Source organism: Actinosynnema sp. NPDC037264 (assembly GCF_055603705.1).
Genome location: NZ_JBVJVK010000105.1, coordinates 603 through 17231, shown reverse-complemented (window position 1 = coordinate 17231; position 16629 = coordinate 603). Strand labels below are relative to the sequence as shown.

The following is a 16629-nucleotide window of genomic DNA, read 5'->3' as shown; positions in this document are numbered from 1 at the left end:
TGGCTCGTCGCGGGATCTGTGGTATCCGCAGCCCACCCCCCCCCCCCCCCACCCCACCCCCCCCCCCCCCCCCCCCCCCGCCCACAGCCCCCCCCCCCCCCCCCCCCCCCCCCCCCCCCCCCCCCCCCCCCCACCGCGGATCAGCTGCCGGCGATGGTGAGCCGGCTCGTCGTCAGGTTCGGCGATCCGGTCGCTGACGCGATGTCGTGGAAGGTGGTCCAGGCGCCGGTCGAGCGCTGCACCGCGTGGTACAGGCCGCCGTCGCCCCCGGTCACCACGGCGTGCAGTTCGGTGCCCACCTGTGCGATGACCACGGTGACGGCCCTCGTGCCGGTCGGCGGGGTGAACGGCACGTCCGGGGTCTGCTCCCACCTGCCGTCGGCGTGCCGGACGACGTACCGCAACGAGGTCTTGGTTCCACGCACGCCCCGTGCGCGCGTGTCATCGCATGAACTCGCGGTGAGAGCGGTGCGGCGACCGGCCCGACTCGACCGGCCGCCGCGGGCCGGATCGGCGCTGTCAGCTGCCGGCGATCGTGATCGAGAGCGGCCGAGGTGGTGATGAGCTGTTCGCGGCCAGCACGTCGCCGAAGGGCAGCCAGCGGCCGTCGCCGGAGCGGATCGTGTGCAGCAGTCGGTCGCCGTCGGTGGCGACCGCGACGTGCAGGACGCCCCGCGACGCGGTGATCGAGGCGCTGTTGACGGCGCTGCCGGGCGCGCCCGTCTGCGACGCGACGTTGGTGAACGTGGTCCACTCGCCGGTCGGGCGCTGAAGGGCGTGGTAGACCTCGCCGTCGCTGCCGATCACCAGGGCGTGCAGGTCGGAGCCGACCTGGGCGAGCTCCACGTCGGTGGCCGTGACCTCGGCCGGCGCCGGGGTGAAGGGCACGTCGGCGGTCTGGGCCCAGGTGCCGTCGGCGTACCGGACGTAGGACGGCAGGATCCGCCCGCCGGCGGTGTCGTCGACCACCAGGCGCAGGGCGTCGCCGACGCCCGCGATCGCGGCGTTCATGGTCGCCGTGGTCGCGGCCGGGACGACGACCTCGCTCGCCCAGGTACCGTCGGCGCGCCGCACCGCGTGCTTCATGAGCTGGTCGTCGCTGCCGCGCCGCACCCGGTGCAACTCGCCGTTGACGGCGGCCACGGCCAGGTCGTTGGTCGACCCGGTCGTGCCGACCGGTCCGGGGGTCACCTCCGACCACGAGCCGTCGGCGTGGCGGATCCGGTGGTGCAGCGACGGCCGGTAGGGCAGGCCCGAGTAGTCCTCGTAGATCAGGTGCTCTTCGCCGTCGACGATGGCCGACACGAGTTGGCGCTGGGAGTGGTTCGTGCCGATGTAGCCGAATCCGGTCCAGCTGCCGTCGCCCCGGCGGACCGTGTGGGCCACGCCGGTGCTGCCCGGGATGCCGAACGTGGCCAGGTGGACGTCCCCCGGAACGTGCGCGGTGGTCGGCTCGGCCGGCGCGGTGGCGGTCAGCGAAGCCATGGTCACCGCCACTATCACCGGCAACCCGAGCAAGGTTCTTCTTCTGGACATCACAGCTCCCCCTGTTGACGCCCGCCCGTATGGCGGGCATCACATGCCTACCACCGGACGGGAGAAGTGATGGGGCGATTGGGGGAATCTCAGGTGGTCTCCAGGCAGCCCCGTTCGAACAGCCACCGCGCGGTCGCCTCGGCTTGGCGGGCGGGCAGGTGGGTCGACCAGGCGCGGAGCAGGTCGGACAGGGACGCGGTGCGGTCGAGGTAGCCGAGCAGCGGGGCGAGTTCGGTGTCGGCGACGTGCGCGACCGGGGTGGGCAGGGCCGGGTGGGTGAGGGCGCGGCGGGTGGTGACGAGGTCCCCGACCGGGCACGGGGTCGGCACGACGGCGGCGTCGGGGGACAGCCGGACCGGCCGGTGGAGGTGGTCGAGGGTCAACGGGGCCGGTGAGGTCGGTCGGTGGTCGGGGGGTGGCGCGGCTCGGCGTCGCCAGAACGGTTGGTCGCGGTGGGGTTGGTGGCGGTCGTAGTGGGCGGCGGTCCAGCCGGCGTGACGGGCCGAGGTCCGGTCCCGGCTGTCGCGGTAGAAGGCGAGGGCGGCGGCCCGGTCGCCGTCGGAGAGGACGGTGTGGACGGTGACGGCGGCGGCCATGGCGCTGTGCAGCGCGCTGTCCACCCCGGACGACGTCAGCGGGTCGAGGGTGAAGGCCGCTTCGCCGACCTTGACGCTGTCCTCGGTCACGGGGGTGTCGTCGCGGTAGGCGGTGGCGTCGCAGACGGCGACGTCGAGTGATCCCGGGCGGTCCGCGAACAGGCCGGTGCTGTCGAGGAGGTGGTGGTAGAGGCGCTCCGGGCGGTGGGCGCGGAGCAGGTCGGCGTCGATGAACGCCATGGCGCGGAACAGGCCGCGGGGCAGGGGCGCGCCCCAGCACCAGGTCCGCGGTCCCGTGCCGATGCGGGTCGGGCCGCCGCCTCGCCAGACGGCGTGCAGGGCGAGGGTCCTGGGCCCGGTGGCGGTGGTCGTGCCGCCCGAGACGCGGTGCCGCCCGCTCGCGTCCACCAGGAACCGGGCCCGGAGCGTTCCGCCGGGCAGGGGGACGTCCCAGCCCGCCCGGGTGCGTCGGGGGCGTCCGGCGCGGGCGGGGTGCCGGACCTCGACGCCGGCGGCCCGTGCGGCGGTGAGCAGGACGTGGTCGAACCGTCCCCGGTCGACGGTGACCGCCCGTGGATCGGGGGCGACCAGGTGGGTCGTGGTGTCCTCCCAGCGCACCAGGGTGCCGCGCGACGGCACGGCGTCGTCGAGGGCGTGCCCGAGGTCCAGGACGTCGAGCAGCGGCCCGACTCCGGGTGACAGCGCCTCGCCCACGTGCGGGCGGGGGAACGGGCGGCGTTCCAGCAGCACGACGCGGTGGCCGAGGCGGGCCAGGCGCAGCGCGCACACCGCGCCCGCCGGCCCACCTCCGACCACGCAGACGTCCGTCATCCGGTGAAGTAGTCGGGCCGGGCGGCGAGCAGGCGGCTGTAGACGGAGAGGCAGTGGTGCAGCCAGCCCCGGATGTAGTCGCACGCCGGCCGGCCGCGGCGGATCACCTCGTGGTGGCAGCCGCCGCCGCACAGGTACCGGGCCCAGCAGCCGTTGCACGGCTCCTGCCGGTGCACGTGGCGGTCGGTCAGCCACCGGGCGCGCTTGGCGTCGTCCACGCCGGTGGTCAGGTCGCCCATCGCGCCGTCGGAGTCGCCGACGAACCGGTGGCACGCCGCCAGGTCGCCGTCCGCGGACACGCCCAGGTAGCCCGCGCCCGCGCCGCACGGGTAGGGCCGGTGCGTGCCCCGGTGGATCTCGCGCAACGCGGTGACCAGGTTGGTGAACGGGTAGCGCTGCCCGGCGAGCACCCGGCGGACGAACTCCTCGCCGCACGCGGTCATCTGCTCCAGCATGACCTCCAGGTCCCGCGACGCCATCTCGCCGTGCCCGTTGGGCGAGCTGAGCATGGGTGAGAAGCCGACGCCGTGGAACCCGGCGGCGGTGAACTCCTCCAGCGTGCGCGGCAGGTCGAGGTTGAGCGGCGTGACCGTGACGCGGGCCGAGACCTGCATCCGGCGTTGCGCCGCCAACAGTGGCGCGACCCGGTCCATGACGCGCCGGTAGCTGCCGCGGCCGTCGCGGTGCGGTCGCAGCAGGTCGTGCCGAGCGCCGACGCCGTCGAGGCTGACCGTGACCGCGAACCCGTGCGCCTCGAAGAACTCGCCGTCCTCGGGCGTGAGCAGCGTGCCGTTGGTGGTGATGGAGAACGTGACCGGCGTCCCCGTCCGCCGCGACACCGCGACGGCGTACTCGGTCGCGGAGCGCACGACCGGCCGGTTGATCATCGGCTCGCCGCCGAGGAACGCGAGGTTGACGCGTTCGCCGGGGCCGGCGTCGCGGAACAGGGTGTCCACGGCGGCGAACGCGGTCGCCTCCGGCATGTTCTTGGCCGGACCGCCGAAGTCGCCCTGCTGCGCGTAGCAGTAGGTGCAGCCGAGGTTGCACTTCTGGGCGACGGCCAGCGACAGCGCCCGCACCGGCGGCGGGTCGGGCGCGAGGTCGTCGACCTGGCGCGGCGCGTCGAGGCCGAGGTCGGCCAGCAGCGAGTCCACCAGTCGTGGATCGGGGTCGCGGCGGGCGGCGTCGATCCGGTCGTAGAGGGCCTGGCCGACGCCGAACAGGCGGCTGCCGTCGGCGATGAGCACGCGTGGCCCCGCGTCGGTGCGGAGCAGGTGGACGTCGGGGTGGACGGGAACGGACTCCGCGAACAGCCGGGCGGCGGTCATCGGCCGTCACCGTCCGGCTCGGTCTCGCGGTACTCGGGCGCGTCCTTGCCGTCCACGATGAACCGCAGCTCGCCCTGCCAGTCCCGGAACAGGTCGTCGTAGCTGACCAGGCGGGAGTCGAAGCGGTTGTCCAGCACGTACTCGCGCGGCTCGCGGTCCTTGGCGAACCAGTGGTTGCCGGTGGTGGTGCCCGCGGCGGTGTCCTCGACGTTGACGTAGTCCGGTCGGCTGGCGGCCCAGTAGTAGCAGGCGCACTCGCGGTAGTCGTTCTGCCAGGGCGAGCACAGGCCGCGGGTCAGGTCGCCGGGTCCGGCCATCTCCTCGGCGATCACGGCGAGGTCGCCGCCGGTCGTCCCGCTCTTCGCGAACAGGGCCCTGACCTCCAGCCGCACCACCTCGAAGCGCGGGTCGGGCAGGGACGACGGCTTGCCGACCGGCTTCGACGCGGGGCCGCTGGTGAACAGGCACGGCACGGTCTGCCCGACGTGGTCGGCCAGCACGTCCGCCAGGGAGTTGGACCACTCCAGCATCGTCACGCCGTCGGGGTTGTCCGCCGAGGTCAGCCGGGACGACCCGCTGCCGGGGCGGGTCGGCCCGACCAGGGCGCCCACGACGTCGTGGTCGCCGACGGACAGCAGGCGGCGGCCGACCAGCCGTTCGTGCTCCGGGTCGGCGCCCACGACGTAGTTGTCCGACTCGTGCAGCTCGATGCCGACCAGGAGCCGGCGCCAGATGTTGCGGATGTCGAACTCCAGGCCGGGGAACGCGTTGGAGATCGCCGAGTCGGGCAACGTGCTCGGCGGGTTGCCCGCGGCGCTGTAGTGCAGCTGGGCGGTGAGGTTCATCGGGTCGATCCGGTCGTCGCTCATCGCGGTCCTCCGGGTTCGTCGGTGGCCTGCCGGAAGATCGCCTGCCGGGCGGCCAGGCGGACGAGGTCCACCTGGCGGCGGGTGAGGGCCAGCGACCGGCCGTCCGCGCCGCGCATCAGCGCCGGCATCTTGCGCCTGCCCTTGGCGGTGAGGTCGCCGACCTCGTCGTGGTCGCGCAGCACGTCGGCGAACCACGGCGCGGTGCCGCTGCGCAGGGCGGCGAGCACGTTCCGGTGCAGGGCGAGCACCGCGGCGGCGTCCACCAGGGACGGCGCCATGATCGGCTCGAACAGCCGGCCGGTGTCGGCGGTGTCCTGCCGCACCATCGTGCTCGCGGCGTCGACCCGACCGTCCACGGTGTTGCCGTTCATCACCTCGGTGTTCATCAGCCGCACCGTCTCCGTGGCGCGGCGGAGCACTTCCTCGGCCACGGCGCGCGCCTGCTCCAAGGTGTCCTGCCCGGTCGCGGCCGGTCCGTGCAACGCCTGGTCGAGCTCGTCGGCGACGGTGCGGATCGGGATGACGTCCGGCGCGTAGGCGGGCGGGCCCGCGCCGATGCGGCCGAACGCGGTCAGTTCCCGGCCGGAGACGTCGAGCGCGACGTGGACCAGGCCGTCGCACTCGTCGTCGAGGTAGCCCCGGCTGACCCAGGAGCCGTCCGGGCCGTCGTCGCCCGCGTAGATCTGCGCCGGGATCGTCAGCCGCGGATCGCCCGGCTGGTCGGCGTGGCCGCGCCACTTGCCCCTGGTGGCGTCGTAGAGGAAGTCGACGACGTTCGGGTCCGGGTCGGTGGGGCGGTCGGTGTAGGCGGAGCCGTAGACGTGGCCGGCGGCGGGCGTGAAGCGCAACCGGATGCCGGGGAACTCCGGCGTCGGCTTGAGGTAGCGGGCGTGGCCCAGCGGCAGGAACTTGTCTTCGAGGAAGTTCGCGCACACGCCCATCAGCTCGTGCGACACGTGGTCGCTGAACCACTCGGTGTCGGCGTCGATCCGGTCGTTGTCGTCGTAGGTGCGGCGCTGGATCTTGTGGTTGCCGACCCGGACGCGCCACCGCACGTCCTCGGGCGTGAGGCCGTTGTCCTGCAACAGGTCGACGGTCAGGGGCCGGAGCACGTCGTCGTCGGTGAGCGCCCAGACCTCGAGGAACGGCGCGACGGGCCGGACCTTGCCGTGCCCGTCGGTGAACCGGAGCGTCGCGGGGGTGTCGGCGCCGGTGATCGCGCCGGAGCCGGGGTCGACGCGGAACGTCGGCGCGGGGCGCAGCCGTCGTGGCCCCAGCGGCTCGGTCGGGTCGGTCTCGGCGGTGTAGTTGTCCATCGGCTCGGCGGCGCCGCCGAGCCGTGCGACGGCCAGCGGCGGCAGGACGCGCAGTTCCCGGATCGTCGTCATCGCGTGCACCCCTTGCGGCTGAGGACGTGCTCGATCTGCTCCAGCGCCCGCCGGTCGGACTCGCGCAGCGCCACCAGGTAGGGGTCGTCCGCGCCGGCCGGGTCGGTGCTGAGCAGTTGGTCGGTGAGCAGCTGGGACGCCTGCACGAGGTCGCGCTGCAGCAGCCAGCGGTCGTGGTCGTGGTGGGGCAGTTCGAGGCTGTACGGCATCTCGAACGGCGGCCCGGCCAGCAGACCGCCCGGCACGTCCTCCTCCAGGGGCCGCTCCACCAGGCGTCCGGCGACGGCGCGCAGGTTGTACATCTCGGCGAACGCCCGGTGCACCAGCGCGCCGCGCCCGGTGAGCACGCCGCCGTTGTCCACCGGGCCCGACAGCAGGAACGCGTGGGAGATGTCGGTGAGCAGCATCCGGTAGCGGAGGTTGAACAGGTGGCCCCACAGCGCGGTGACCGGGTCCGTGATCGGGTTGGTCGTCACCTCGGCGGCGGCGTACCCGACCGGCTGCGACTCGTTGAGCCGGTGCGCGGTCACCGGGTTCTGCGCGACCGGGCGCGACACCAGCGCCTGCTGGTCCTCGGGCAACCGCGTCAACGCCCGGTAGATGCCGAGGAACCGGTTGAAGTGGGACGTCTCGTCCTGCTCGTCGGCGTCCGGCGCCTCGCCCTGCTCGCCGATCTCGCGCAGCGCCTTGCGCGCCGAGTCCCGCGAGAACACGCCGAAGACCAGCAGCTCGGGCGACTTGACGTCCGGCACGTTCCCGGAGTCCTGCCCGCGTTCACCGCGGGTGTACCCGCGGCCCCACTCGTCCCAGGACGCCTGGTACGGCAGCGTGTCCGCGTGGAACAGCTCGTCCGGGAGGAAGTCCTTGTTCTTCAGGATCGCGTCGACCCGGCCGTAGAGCGCACCGACCCGGTTGACGTAGTCGCCCGACGCCTTGGCTGCCCTCTCCTTGATGGCCGTGGCCTCGGGACCGGACCAGGTGCTCGGGCTCTCCGCGACCACGTACTTGGCGAGCGAGTCGGCGCTCAACGGCTGGAGGTTGAACGCGAACGGGTAGAAGTCCGAGCCCCACGGGTAGTCCTCGCGGTCGAGGTTGATCGGGCCGCCCAGCACCGTCAGCAGGTTCTGCACGGTGACGAGGTGGCCCATCTCCTCCTTCGCGATGCCGAGGATGACCTCCTGCCAGCCGCGCACGTCGTCGCGCAGCCCTTCGGGCACCTGCGGCCCGCCCATCGAGTAGGCGGCGAACAGGTACTGCACCATCAGCGAGTGCTCGATCTCGGCCGCGACGTGCAGCAGCATCACGGTGTAGTCGCGCCAGTTGAACTCCGGCGGCAGGACCGGGCGCTCCTCCTCCGCGTCGAGGGGCCCGGCCACCGACAGGACCGCCATGGCGGGCGCCCGGTCCTCGAAGAGCTCCGGCACCACCGAAGCGAGATGCCTGTGCACCCTCGACCGCATGTCCTACCCCCGTTTCCCGCGCGACTGTGTGGCGCACGGGCGAGCGTGCCGGCGTGCGGGCACCCGACGCCCCGGTCGCGGCCAACGCCAGCCGGGCCGGTGAAACCCGTCATCCGGCCGGGTCGCCCGTGCTGACGGACCGTCGCCGGTGACGTCGGCCGCCGCCACGGTCGGGCGACGTCCGTGACCGGTCGGTGGTGGTCAGCCGGGGCGGCGGCGCTGGGCCGGCGACATGGCCACGCCGGAGTCCCGCGCGTCCGGGAGCTTCTCCTCGTCCTCGGCCAGGCGGAGCCTGCGCCCGTCGAGGAACCAGTCGACGGTGAACTTCTTCGACACCGCGACCAGGGTGAACAGCACCAGCAGGTAGGTGGCGAACCCGGCGAGCAGGCCGATGCCGTACGCGCCGAACAGGCGGCTGCCGGCGGGGAACAGCGCGAGCACCGCGCCGCCGCCGATGACCGCGACCAGCGCGCCGAGGTCGGCCAGCCGCACCCGGTCGGTCCGGTAGCGGTTGACGAAGTACAGGTTCCAGCCGAGCACGGCGCCGAACGCCGCCGCGCCCCACAGCTCCAAGGTCATGGTCGTCCCCTCACGCGTGCCCGGGTCGGCACCAGGTTCAGGTCGGCGGGCGCCAACGCGGTGTAGGCCAGGCCCAACGCGCTGCCGTCACGCAGCACCGCGCGCCGCGCCGCCGTCATCGCCTGCCCGACGGTGTGGCCGTCGCCGAGCAGCGCGGGCAGCAGGGTGTCGGCGAACCGGCAGGCCAGGCCCTCCCGGACGTCGACCTCCGTGCCGACGACGCCCGCCGCGCCTGCCCACAGCAGTCGCGGCGTGAGCGGGAACGCGTGGTCGGCGCCGGGCGCGACGGTGCTGCACCCGTTGAGCAGGACCAGCGGCATCGACTCCCACCGCCCGCCGAAGTCGTCGTCGAACTCGGCCGCCGTGAGCCACTCGCCGTCGCCGATCTCGACGTAGCCGAGGCCGCGGTCGTTCACGCCGCCGTGGCAGTACAGGTAGATGACGCTCGGCGCGACGCTGCGCAGGTGCTGGAGGAACGCCGCGCGGCGGTTGCTCTCGATCACCTGGACGTGCGGCAGGGCGTGCCGCAGCCCTTGCAGGTGGGTGCGTTGGGCGACGAACCCCGGGTCGTCCGCCCGGCCGAGCACCACGACCGGCGGGTCGACCGGCGCCGCCGGGTGGTCGGGCACCGGTACGCGGGGGTCGAAGGTCATCGGGTTGCCGATCGCGAACCGGAAGCCCCAGAACCCGGCCGGGCAGACGACGTCGGGCGATCCGGTCGCGCACCCTCCTCGTGCGCACCGGGGAGGGTCCGTGCCGTCGAGGTCGGCGAAGTACGCCTCGCACAAGTGGTACTCGTGGGGCTCCAAGCGGGCCAGCGGGAAGTCGTAGATCATCGCGGCGGGCAGCCACTCGGCGCTGCCGTCCGGGTGCACGACCTGGAGGTGCGACGACGCGGCGCGCAACTCGCGCCACGGCGCCCTGGGCTGCCTGGTGCGGGCCAGGGCGAGGTCCACGTCGGTCTGGAAGCGCACGAACACGTCACGTCCGTGCACGGCGGCCTCGCCGAGCAGCGCCGACAGCCGCTGCCGGTCCCAGCCTGCGTCGTTCATCGACCGGTAGATCGCGCGGGCGCCCTCCTGGAAGCGGGCCACGGTGTGCTCGGCGATCCGGGTCGCGACGGACGCGCCGGTGTCGCCGAAGTGCACGTAGAGCCCGTGCTGGTCCGGGCTGTCGTGGTTGACCATGATGCTGAGCGCGTGCGGGCGCCCGGTGGCCACGACCTCCGGGTCGAGGCTGAAGCTGCGCACGTAGTCCCGCACCGCCGACCAGCCACGTCCGTCGGCCACCACCAGGAACGACTGGAGCAGCGCGCCCCGGTGGTAGAGGTTGCAGCGCAGCCGCAGCGCGCCGGTGTCGGGCGCGGTGAAGCGGAAGGCCTGCGGCGGCACGGGCTGCCGGTCGACGAGCAGGTCGCGCGTCGGCCGGTCGCGCAGCGCGCCGGACTGGTCGAACACGGCCGCCCGCACGGTGGTCCGGCCTCCTCCCGAGGCGTGCAGCGCGCCGATGTCCAGCCAGAGGACGTACGCGTGGCCCGGTCGCAACGGCTGGTCCGTCGGCCACGCGCGCGCCCCCGGCGCGTCGGGTGCCAGCCACACGAGCACCGGTCGTGCCCAGGGCGGGCGGCTGGACGGCGGGCCGCGGACCAGCAGCAGGGCGAGCATGAGCACGCCGATGAGCGTGACCAGCAGTGCGGGCAGCAGCCATTCGCCACCGGAGAACGCCGTGCCCATGGCCGGCGGCACCCCGACCGCGGGTGGTGGGACGGGGTCGGTGGTGAAGGGTTCCGGGCTGTCGTCCGGGATCGTGGCCACCTCGTACCGGGACGGCGTGATCGGTGACTCCGACACCGGCACGGACGACACCGGCACGGACGACGAAGGCGGCGGCTGCCGTTGCCGCGATGAGGACGGAGCCGGGACCGACGACGACGGCGACGCTGACGACAGCGACGGTGATGACGACGGTGGCGCGGTCGACGACGTGACCGGCTCGACCACCACGACCGTCGCCAGCCGCGACCCGGTGGACGGCTGCCGGAACGCCGACGGCGGCCGGCAGCCGTCGCACCAGACCTCGGCCGTGCCGAGCGGTGCGCTCGACGGCACGGCCAGCGACACGAGCAGGGGCGTCACCTTCCCGGGCTCGCGGGTGCGGCAGCTGCCGGCGGGGAGCTCGCCCAGGTACACCTGGCAGGAGTCGGGCACCTGCCACGTGCCCGTCGTGGTCCAGTCGTAGCTCGTGCCGCGGACGACCTCCGCCGGCTGCGCCACCGCCGGCGGTGCCGCGACGAGCAGCAAGGCGACGGTGAGCAGCACCGGGAAGGCACGACGCCCGGACATGGCCCCCCTTTGCGGTTCCGCGCGATGCGACGAGCGTGGCGACGGTCGCGGCGGACGGCATCGGGGCAACCCCTGATCCAGCACCCCGAACGTTGCGTTCCGGTCAGTCCAGGTCGCGCAGCGCGACCGCCGCCGCCGTCCGGCTCAGCACCCCGAGCTTGGCCAGCACGTGCGTCACGTGCGTCTCGACCGTCTTCAGGCTGATCACCAGCTCGTCGGCGATCTGGCGGTTGGTCCGGCCGGTCGCGAGCAGCCGGGCGACGTCGAGCTCCCGCGCGGTCAGGCCCTGCCGTCCCCGGCGGCGGGCGGCCTCGAACGACGGGAGCCGCCTGCCGAGCTTGCGCAGCTCGGCGACCGCCTGGGCGTGCAGCCGGCGGGCGCCGCAGGCCAGGAACTCGTCGGCCGCGCCGCAGAGCGCCTCCACCGCCTCGTCACGGCGGCCCGACCGGGCGAGCAGGGAGCCTGCCAGCAACCGGCTCTCGGCGGCGTCCACCCGTGCGCCGCACTCCTCGAACGCCAGCGCGGCTTCCTCGGCCAACGCCAGCGCGCGCTCCGGGTCGTCGGCGAGGCGCGCGGCCGTCAAGCGGGTGACGGCGCGGTGCACGGGGAAGCCGGCCGCGAACTCCCCGACCCCGTCCGCCCACCGCTTCGCCCGGTCGACGCGCCCGTGCGCGAGTTCGGCCGCGGTGAGGAACGCGTACCACAGGGGTCTGCTGAACGGGTCGACCCGCGACAGCGCCGGGCCTCCGCCCGCGTCGAGGACGGCGTCGGCGACCTCCGCCGAGGGGTCCGCCGCCAGCGTCGCCATGCCGTCGAGCAGCCGGGCGGTCGTGCGCCACCACCCGACGTCGCGCCCGGCGGCGACCGCGGCGGCCCCCGACCGGGTGGCGAGGTCGAGGTCGCCGACGAGCAGCGCGATCCAGCACCGCACGCCGTGCGCCATCGCGCTCAGCTCGCCGCTGCCCGACAGGATCGCCGCCTCCACCGCGTCCTCGGCGCAGTCCAGGGCCTCGGTCAGCCGGCCCTGCCAGCGCAGCGCGCACGCGCGGGCGGCCAGCAGGTAGGTGAGCAGGTGCCCCTGGCCCGTGCCCCTGGCCAGCCGGAGGCCGCGGTCGAGGTGCCGCAGCGCCTCGTCCCACCGCTGGTGGTGCAGCTCGCCCCACCCCAGCCAGACCAGCGCGTCCACCCGGTCGGTCAGCTCCTCGTCGGTGAGGGCGTCCGCCGCGCGTGCGGCTTCGGTCGCGCACCGGCTCATGGCCTCCTCGTCACCGGTCAGGAACGCCGCCATGACGGACATGCCCCGGGCGGCGGCGACCAGGGGCCGGTCGCCGAGGTCGACCGCCTGCCGCACGACCAGGTCGACCAGGGCCGCGCGGTCCGCGTCGAACGTGCCCGCCATGAGCGACGAGGCGGCCAGCTCCAGCCGCAGCGTCACCGCCTCGCGGCAGTCGTCGGCGCCGAGTCGGGCCAGCTCGTCGGCGAGGAGTTCCCGTGCGGCGGCGTGGTGCCCGAGCAGGCGACCGGCGGTGGCCGCCAGGAGCACCGCCGGGACGCGCTGGGCCGCGGGTCCGGTCCGCAGCTCGCGGACCGCGCCCGTGGCGACCTCCAGGCCTTCGTCCAGCCGACCGGCGCGCACGAGCGCTTCGGCGAGCCGCACGGTGAGGCCCGGGGTCGACCCGTTCGCGGGCAGCAGCCGCAACGCGGCCCTGAGCCAGTGGGCGGCGGTCGCCGGTGACGCGGCCGACGCCTGTGCCGCGGCTGCCACCAACGTGTCGACGGCGTCGCGGTCGCCGAACCGCCCCGCCTGCTCGACGTGGTGGGCCCGCACCGCGAGCGGGCTGCCGCGGCGGCCGAGGACGGCCAACGCCCGCTCGTGCGCGCCGAGCCGCCAGCCCGGCGCCGCGGCCTCGTAGACGACCTGCCGCACCAGCGGGTGGCGGAACCGGAACCGCCGCGGCCCGGCCGGGCGGACGAGGTCGCACCGGCACAACGCGTTCAGCGCGTCGAGCACGGCGTGCTCGGGCAGGCCGCCGGTCTCGGCCGTCATCTCCGGCTCGAACGGGTCACCCGCCACGGCCGCCGCCCAGGCGACGACCCGCGTCGCCTCGTCGAGCACGTCCAGCTCGGCCCGCAGCGCCGCGCGGATCGTGGGCGGCAGGGGCGTGGCGCCCGCGGCCGGTTGCGCGGTCTTGACCAACGACTCCAGGTACAGCGGGTTGCCGCCGCTGGCCTCGTAGACCGCCCGCCGCCACGACGGCCCGCGACCGCGCCCGATCAGCTCGACGGCGTCGGCGAAGTCCAGCGGCCCCAGCTCCAGCCGGTGCCCGACGCCCGCGCGGTGCGCGTCCGACAGCGACGCGTCGAGGTTGACCGGCAGCGGCACGGCCCGGTGGGCCAGCACGAGGACGAGCGGGCCGCGAGGCGGGCGGCGCACCAGGTGCGCCCAGCAGTCCAGGGAGCCGACGTCGGCCCACTGCGCGTCGTCCAGGCTGACCACCATGCCGCGGACGCGGGACGCCGACTCCAGCGCCTCCCGCACGACGCGGTGCCTGCGGTAGCGCTCGACCGCTCCGGTGTCGTCGGCGGGGTCGAGCGCGGCCCGGTCGGCGGGGAAGAGAGCCGCGGGCTGTTTGCCGGTCAGTTCCTCCAGCAGTTCGGTCAGCGCGCCGTAGGGCACTTCCCGGTCGAACTCGGTGCCCCGGCTCGTCACCACCGCGAACCCCGCCGCGGCGGCCATGGCGTGGAACGACTCCAGCAGCCGGGTCTTGCCGATGCCGGGCTCGCCGACGACCTGGAGCACCGCCGGACGTCCGCGCCGGGCGGCGTCCAGCACCTCCGCCATCACCCGCCGTTCGAGATCGCGCCCGACGAACACCTCCGCTGTCACGATCCGTGATTCGACCAGGTCAGCGCGGGGGAGTTGAGGGGTGCGGAGGCGGACCACCCGAAGGGATGACCTGCGGTGGCGCTAACGGGTTCCCGGGTCGGGCAGTGCCGCGGTGACCAGGAGTTCGAAGGTGGGGCGGGGATCGGTCTCGTCGTGGCGGGCCACGCGGTGCAGGAGGTGGCCCTCGAAGCAGGCCGCGAGCGCGGTGGCGGCGCCCCGCGGGTCGCGCGCGCCGAGCCGGGCGAGCGCGACCACGCCGATCGCCTCCATGGCTTCGCGTCCCCGTGACAGCGCCGCTCGCAGTTCGGGCACGTGGCCCGCTTCCAGGAAGAGGATCAGCCGGGCGGCGGTCGCCGTGCGCGCGGGGCCCGTCAGGTGCTCGAACGCCAGGCACAGCGCGTCGACCAGCTCGGCGGGGCTCGTGGGCGCGAAGGCGATGCCGACCTGCGTCAGGTCGAGTTCGGCGAGCCGGCCGACGACACCGGTCAGCAGCGCCTGGCGGGTGCGGAAGTAGTTCGACGTGGACCCCTTCGCCAGCCCGGCGCGCTCGTCGACGCGGGCGTGGGTGAGCGCGCGGAGCCCTTGCGTGCCGAGGAGGTCGATGGCGGCGTCCAGCGCTCGTTGTCTCGTGGGCGTCACTCGATCACTATAGCCATAGTGACTTGGCACTATGAACGTAGTACCGTGGACGTGCTGCGAAGGGATGTGAGCGGTCGTGGAGGAGACCAAGAGGACCAACGCGTACTTGCGGTTGGTGGAGCGGCTGGAGCGCTCGGACGCGGTGGACGGCGTGATCGAGGCGGCGGATCCGCTCGCCCGACGGCTGGTGGCCCGTGACCCGGTGCGCCGCCTGCTGCACGGTGAGGCGACCGGCATACCGCTGCACGTCATCGTCAAGGACGTGCCGTTCGGCGCGTGGTTCATGGCCCAGTTCCTGGACTGGTTCCCGGACGAGGGGTCGCGGCGGGCGGCCACGCGGCTGGTGGGCCTCGGCCTGCTCGGCGCCGTGCCCGCCGCGGTGACCGGGTGGGCGGACTGGGCGGCGACGGGGCGGGGTGGGCGGCGCGTCGGCGTCGTCCACGCCGCCGCGAACGGCGTCGCCACGGTCGTCTTCGCGGGCTCGTGGGCGGCTCGCGTGTGCGACCACCACCGGCTCGGCGTCGGCCTGGCCCGGGTCGGCGGGGTGGTGCTCGCGGCCGGCGGCTTCCTGGGCGGCTCGTTGGGCCGTCGGCGTCGGGCGGCGGCTCGCCGGGCGGGGCGTGCGGTGGTCCCGGGGCCTGCCGAACCTGCCGGGGTGAGCGGGGACGGATCGCCGGGCGGCGCGCGTGGTGGCCGGCCCGCGGAGTGAGCGTGCGGTCGGCCGGGTCGGTGTGGCGGTGGCCGGGTCTGGGGTGGAGGCCGGTCGATCGCGGGGCCGGGCCTGGGCTGGTCGCCGGGACTGCGTGACAGGGGCGGTGGGTTGTCGGCCGGGGGTGTAGTGGTGGCCGGGCCTGCGGGTGGAGGTGCGGTGGGTGGCCGGGCCGAGGGTGGTGGTCGCCGGGTTAAGTCGGCAGTGGGGCGGTCCGGGGCCGGCGGTCGGGCGGGTCAGGCGGCCTGGCGGGTCAGGTGGTCAGGGTGGCCGGGCCGAGGCGGAGCACGCCGTCGTCCAGTGGGACGCACCGTTTGCCGCCGCGGCCGCGCAGGGCCTTCAGCGCGCCCGGCGCGATCACGACGTCCAGCCAGCCGCACGGGTTCGCGGGCCGGTGCGCCTCGAACCGCACCGGCCCGTCGCCCGAGTCGAGGGTGAACACGTCGTGCCGCGCGAGCCCGTCCACGTCGAACCCGCGCAGCACGATGTTGCGCCGCACCACCAGCGGGCTCGGCGTGGTGTGCAGGCCGAGCCCCCCCGGTGACGTGCTCCAGCGACTCGACGGCGAAGACCGTGACGGCGGCCGTCCGGTGCGCGGGCCGGTTGTAGTAGCGGTCGCCCACCAGGCCCAGACCCGCCCGGACCACGACGTGGTCGCGCGAGACCGGCTCGGGGTCGGCCCGCGGCCCGTCGCCCGGCCGTCCCTCGTACGCGTGCACGGACGACACGTGCAGCGCCACGATCTCGACGGTCGTGCTCACCGCTCGCCGAGTTGCCACTCAGGTCGGACGTAGTGGCAGGTGTACCCGTTCGGGTAGCGCTCGAGGTAGTCCTGGTGCTCCGGCTCGGCCTCCCAGAAGTCGCCGGCCTGCGCCACCTCGGTGACGACCTTGCCCGGCCACTTGCCGGAGGCGTCCACGTCGGCGATCGTCGCCTCCGCGATCCGCTTCTGCTCGTCGTCGGTGAAGAAGATCGCCGAGCGGTAGCTCGTGCCGATGTCGTTGCCCTGGCGGTCGCGGGTCGTCGGGTCGTGGATCTGGAAGAAGAACTCCAGGATCTGCCGGTAGCTCAGCCGGGCCGGGTCGAACACGACCTCGATCGCCTCGGCGTGGCTGCCGTGGTTGTAGTACGTCGCGTTCGGGACGTCGCCGCCGCTGTAGCCGACGCGGGTGGAGACGACGCCCGGGTGGCGGCGGAACAGGTCCTGCATGCCCCAGAAACACCCTCCCGCGAGGACGGCCTTCTCGGTCACGGTAGCCATGTGGCGCTCCACTCCTCAGTCCGAAATATCTCCACCAGCGTGAACGCTCCCGTGCCCCGCTGTCATCCCGGGGTGGCTGTGACCCGCGGCTCCGCGTGCACGGTCAGGGGCCGGGGGGGGGGGGGGGGGGGGGGGGGGCGGGGGGGGGGAGGGGGGGGGGGGGGGGGGGGGGGGTGGGCGGCGGTGTAGGGAGGGGGGGTGCGC

General features: G+C 74.5%; 14 protein-coding genes. 1 reads left to right on the top strand and 13 read right to left on the bottom strand.

From position 1 onward, the window contains the following. Window positions 1–140: 140 nt before the first annotated feature. From ACZ7GX_RS44395 to ACZ7GX_RS44345, 11 genes are all read right to left on the bottom strand, one after another. A complete protein-coding gene (locus tag ACZ7GX_RS44395; protein WP_498786687.1) occupies window positions 141–425 on the bottom strand; it encodes a hypothetical protein in 285 nt (94 codons plus the stop codon). 94 nt (window positions 426–519) lie between these two features. After that, window positions 520–1536, bottom strand: a complete 1017-nt coding sequence (locus ACZ7GX_RS44390; RefSeq protein WP_498786686.1) for a hypothetical protein — start codon at window positions 1534–1536, stop codon at window positions 520–522. An 89-nt stretch (window positions 1537–1625) separates the two neighbouring features. After that, on the bottom strand, window positions 1626–2963 hold the full coding sequence (gene qhpG, locus ACZ7GX_RS44385) for a flavin-dependent monooxygenase QhpG (RefSeq protein ID WP_498786685.1): 1338 nt from the start codon (window positions 2961–2963) through the stop codon (window positions 1626–1628). After that, window positions 2960–4291 carry a radical SAM protein gene (locus ACZ7GX_RS44380; protein ID WP_498786684.1) on the bottom strand — a complete coding sequence of 444 codons (1332 nt, stop codon included), beginning with the start codon at window positions 4289–4291 and terminating at the stop codon, window positions 2960–2962. Before ACZ7GX_RS44380 ends, qhpG begins: the two co-directional genes overlap by 4 nt. Further along, window positions 4288–5160: a hypothetical protein gene (locus ACZ7GX_RS44375; protein WP_498786683.1), complete on the bottom strand. Its 873-nt coding sequence runs from the start codon at window positions 5158–5160 to the stop codon at window positions 4288–4290. Before ACZ7GX_RS44375 ends, ACZ7GX_RS44380 begins: the two co-directional genes overlap by 4 nt. Next, window positions 5157–6548, bottom strand: coding sequence for a hypothetical protein (locus ACZ7GX_RS44370; protein WP_498786682.1), 1392 nt, complete (start codon window positions 6546–6548; stop codon window positions 5157–5159). The genes ACZ7GX_RS44375 and ACZ7GX_RS44370 overlap by 4 nt, the downstream gene beginning before the upstream one ends. Continuing rightward, entirely contained in the window at window positions 6545–7972 is a 1428-nt protein-coding gene (locus ACZ7GX_RS44365) for a ferritin-like domain-containing protein (RefSeq protein ID WP_498786681.1), read from the bottom strand. The genes ACZ7GX_RS44370 and ACZ7GX_RS44365 overlap by 4 nt, the downstream gene beginning before the upstream one ends. Before the next feature lie 237 nt (window positions 7973–8209). After that, the gene (locus ACZ7GX_RS44360; RefSeq protein ID WP_498786680.1) at window positions 8210–8587 is read right to left on the bottom strand and encodes a hypothetical protein; all 378 of its coding nucleotides are present in this window, start codon (window positions 8585–8587) and stop codon (window positions 8210–8212) included. After that, window positions 8584–10929: a CHAT domain-containing protein gene (locus ACZ7GX_RS44355; protein ID WP_498786679.1), complete on the bottom strand. Its 2346-nt coding sequence runs from the start codon at window positions 10927–10929 to the stop codon at window positions 8584–8586. The genes ACZ7GX_RS44360 and ACZ7GX_RS44355 overlap by 4 nt, the downstream gene beginning before the upstream one ends. A gap of 103 nt (window positions 10930–11032) precedes the next feature. Next, window positions 11033–13816, bottom strand: a complete 2784-nt coding sequence (locus ACZ7GX_RS44350; protein WP_498786678.1) for a helix-turn-helix transcriptional regulator — start codon at window positions 13814–13816, stop codon at window positions 11033–11035. An 81-nt stretch (window positions 13817–13897) separates the two neighbouring features. After that, window positions 13898–14455: a TetR/AcrR family transcriptional regulator gene (locus tag ACZ7GX_RS44345; RefSeq protein ID WP_498786677.1), complete on the bottom strand. Its 558-nt coding sequence runs from the start codon at window positions 14453–14455 to the stop codon at window positions 13898–13900. A 76-nt stretch (window positions 14456–14531) separates the two neighbouring features. Between ACZ7GX_RS44345 and ACZ7GX_RS44340 the strand changes: the two genes are divergently transcribed. Beyond that, window positions 14532–15164 carry a DUF2231 domain-containing protein gene (locus tag ACZ7GX_RS44340; protein ID WP_498786676.1) on the top strand — a complete coding sequence of 211 codons (633 nt, stop codon included), beginning with the start codon at window positions 14532–14534 and terminating at the stop codon, window positions 15162–15164. Window positions 15165–15417: 253 nt separating this feature from the next. On the opposite strand, the gene ACZ7GX_RS44335 is transcribed toward ACZ7GX_RS44340, so the two are convergent. Continuing rightward, window positions 15418–15663: a hypothetical protein gene (locus tag ACZ7GX_RS44335; protein WP_498786675.1), complete on the bottom strand. Its 246-nt coding sequence runs from the start codon at window positions 15661–15663 to the stop codon at window positions 15418–15420. Window positions 15664–15921: 258 nt separating this feature from the next. After that, window positions 15922–16425: a peptide-methionine (S)-S-oxide reductase MsrA gene (msrA, locus tag ACZ7GX_RS44330; RefSeq protein ID WP_498786674.1), complete on the bottom strand. Its 504-nt coding sequence runs from the start codon at window positions 16423–16425 to the stop codon at window positions 15922–15924. Window positions 16426–16629 lie beyond the last annotated feature (204 nt).

What these genes read in the sequence shown, in the direction of transcription:
- msrA (WP_498786674.1), bottom strand. Translation starts at nt 16,425, where the DNA reads ATGGCTACCGTGACCGAGAAGGCCGTCCTCGCGGGAGGGTGTTTCTGG.
- ACZ7GX_RS44355 (WP_498786679.1), bottom strand. Translation starts at nt 10,929, where the DNA reads ATGTCCGGGCGTCGTGCCTTCCCGGTGCTGCTCACCGTCGCCTTGCTG.
- ACZ7GX_RS44370 (WP_498786682.1), bottom strand. Translation starts at nt 6,548, where the DNA reads ATGACGACGATCCGGGAACTGCGCGTCCTGCCGCCGCTGGCCGTCGCA.
- ACZ7GX_RS44380 (WP_498786684.1), bottom strand. Translation starts at nt 4,291, where the DNA reads ATGACCGCCGCCCGGCTGTTCGCGGAGTCCGTTCCCGTCCACCCCGAC.
- qhpG (WP_498786685.1), bottom strand. Translation starts at nt 2,963, where the DNA reads ATGACGGACGTCTGCGTGGTCGGAGGTGGGCCGGCGGGCGCGGTGTGC.
- ACZ7GX_RS44360 (WP_498786680.1), bottom strand. Translation starts at nt 8,587, where the DNA reads ATGACCTTGGAGCTGTGGGGCGCGGCGGCGTTCGGCGCCGTGCTCGGC.
- ACZ7GX_RS44390 (WP_498786686.1), bottom strand. Translation starts at nt 1,536, where the DNA reads ATGTCCAGAAGAAGAACCTTGCTCGGGTTGCCGGTGATAGTGGCGGTG.
- ACZ7GX_RS44375 (WP_498786683.1), bottom strand. Translation starts at nt 5,160, where the DNA reads ATGAGCGACGACCGGATCGACCCGATGAACCTCACCGCCCAGCTGCAC.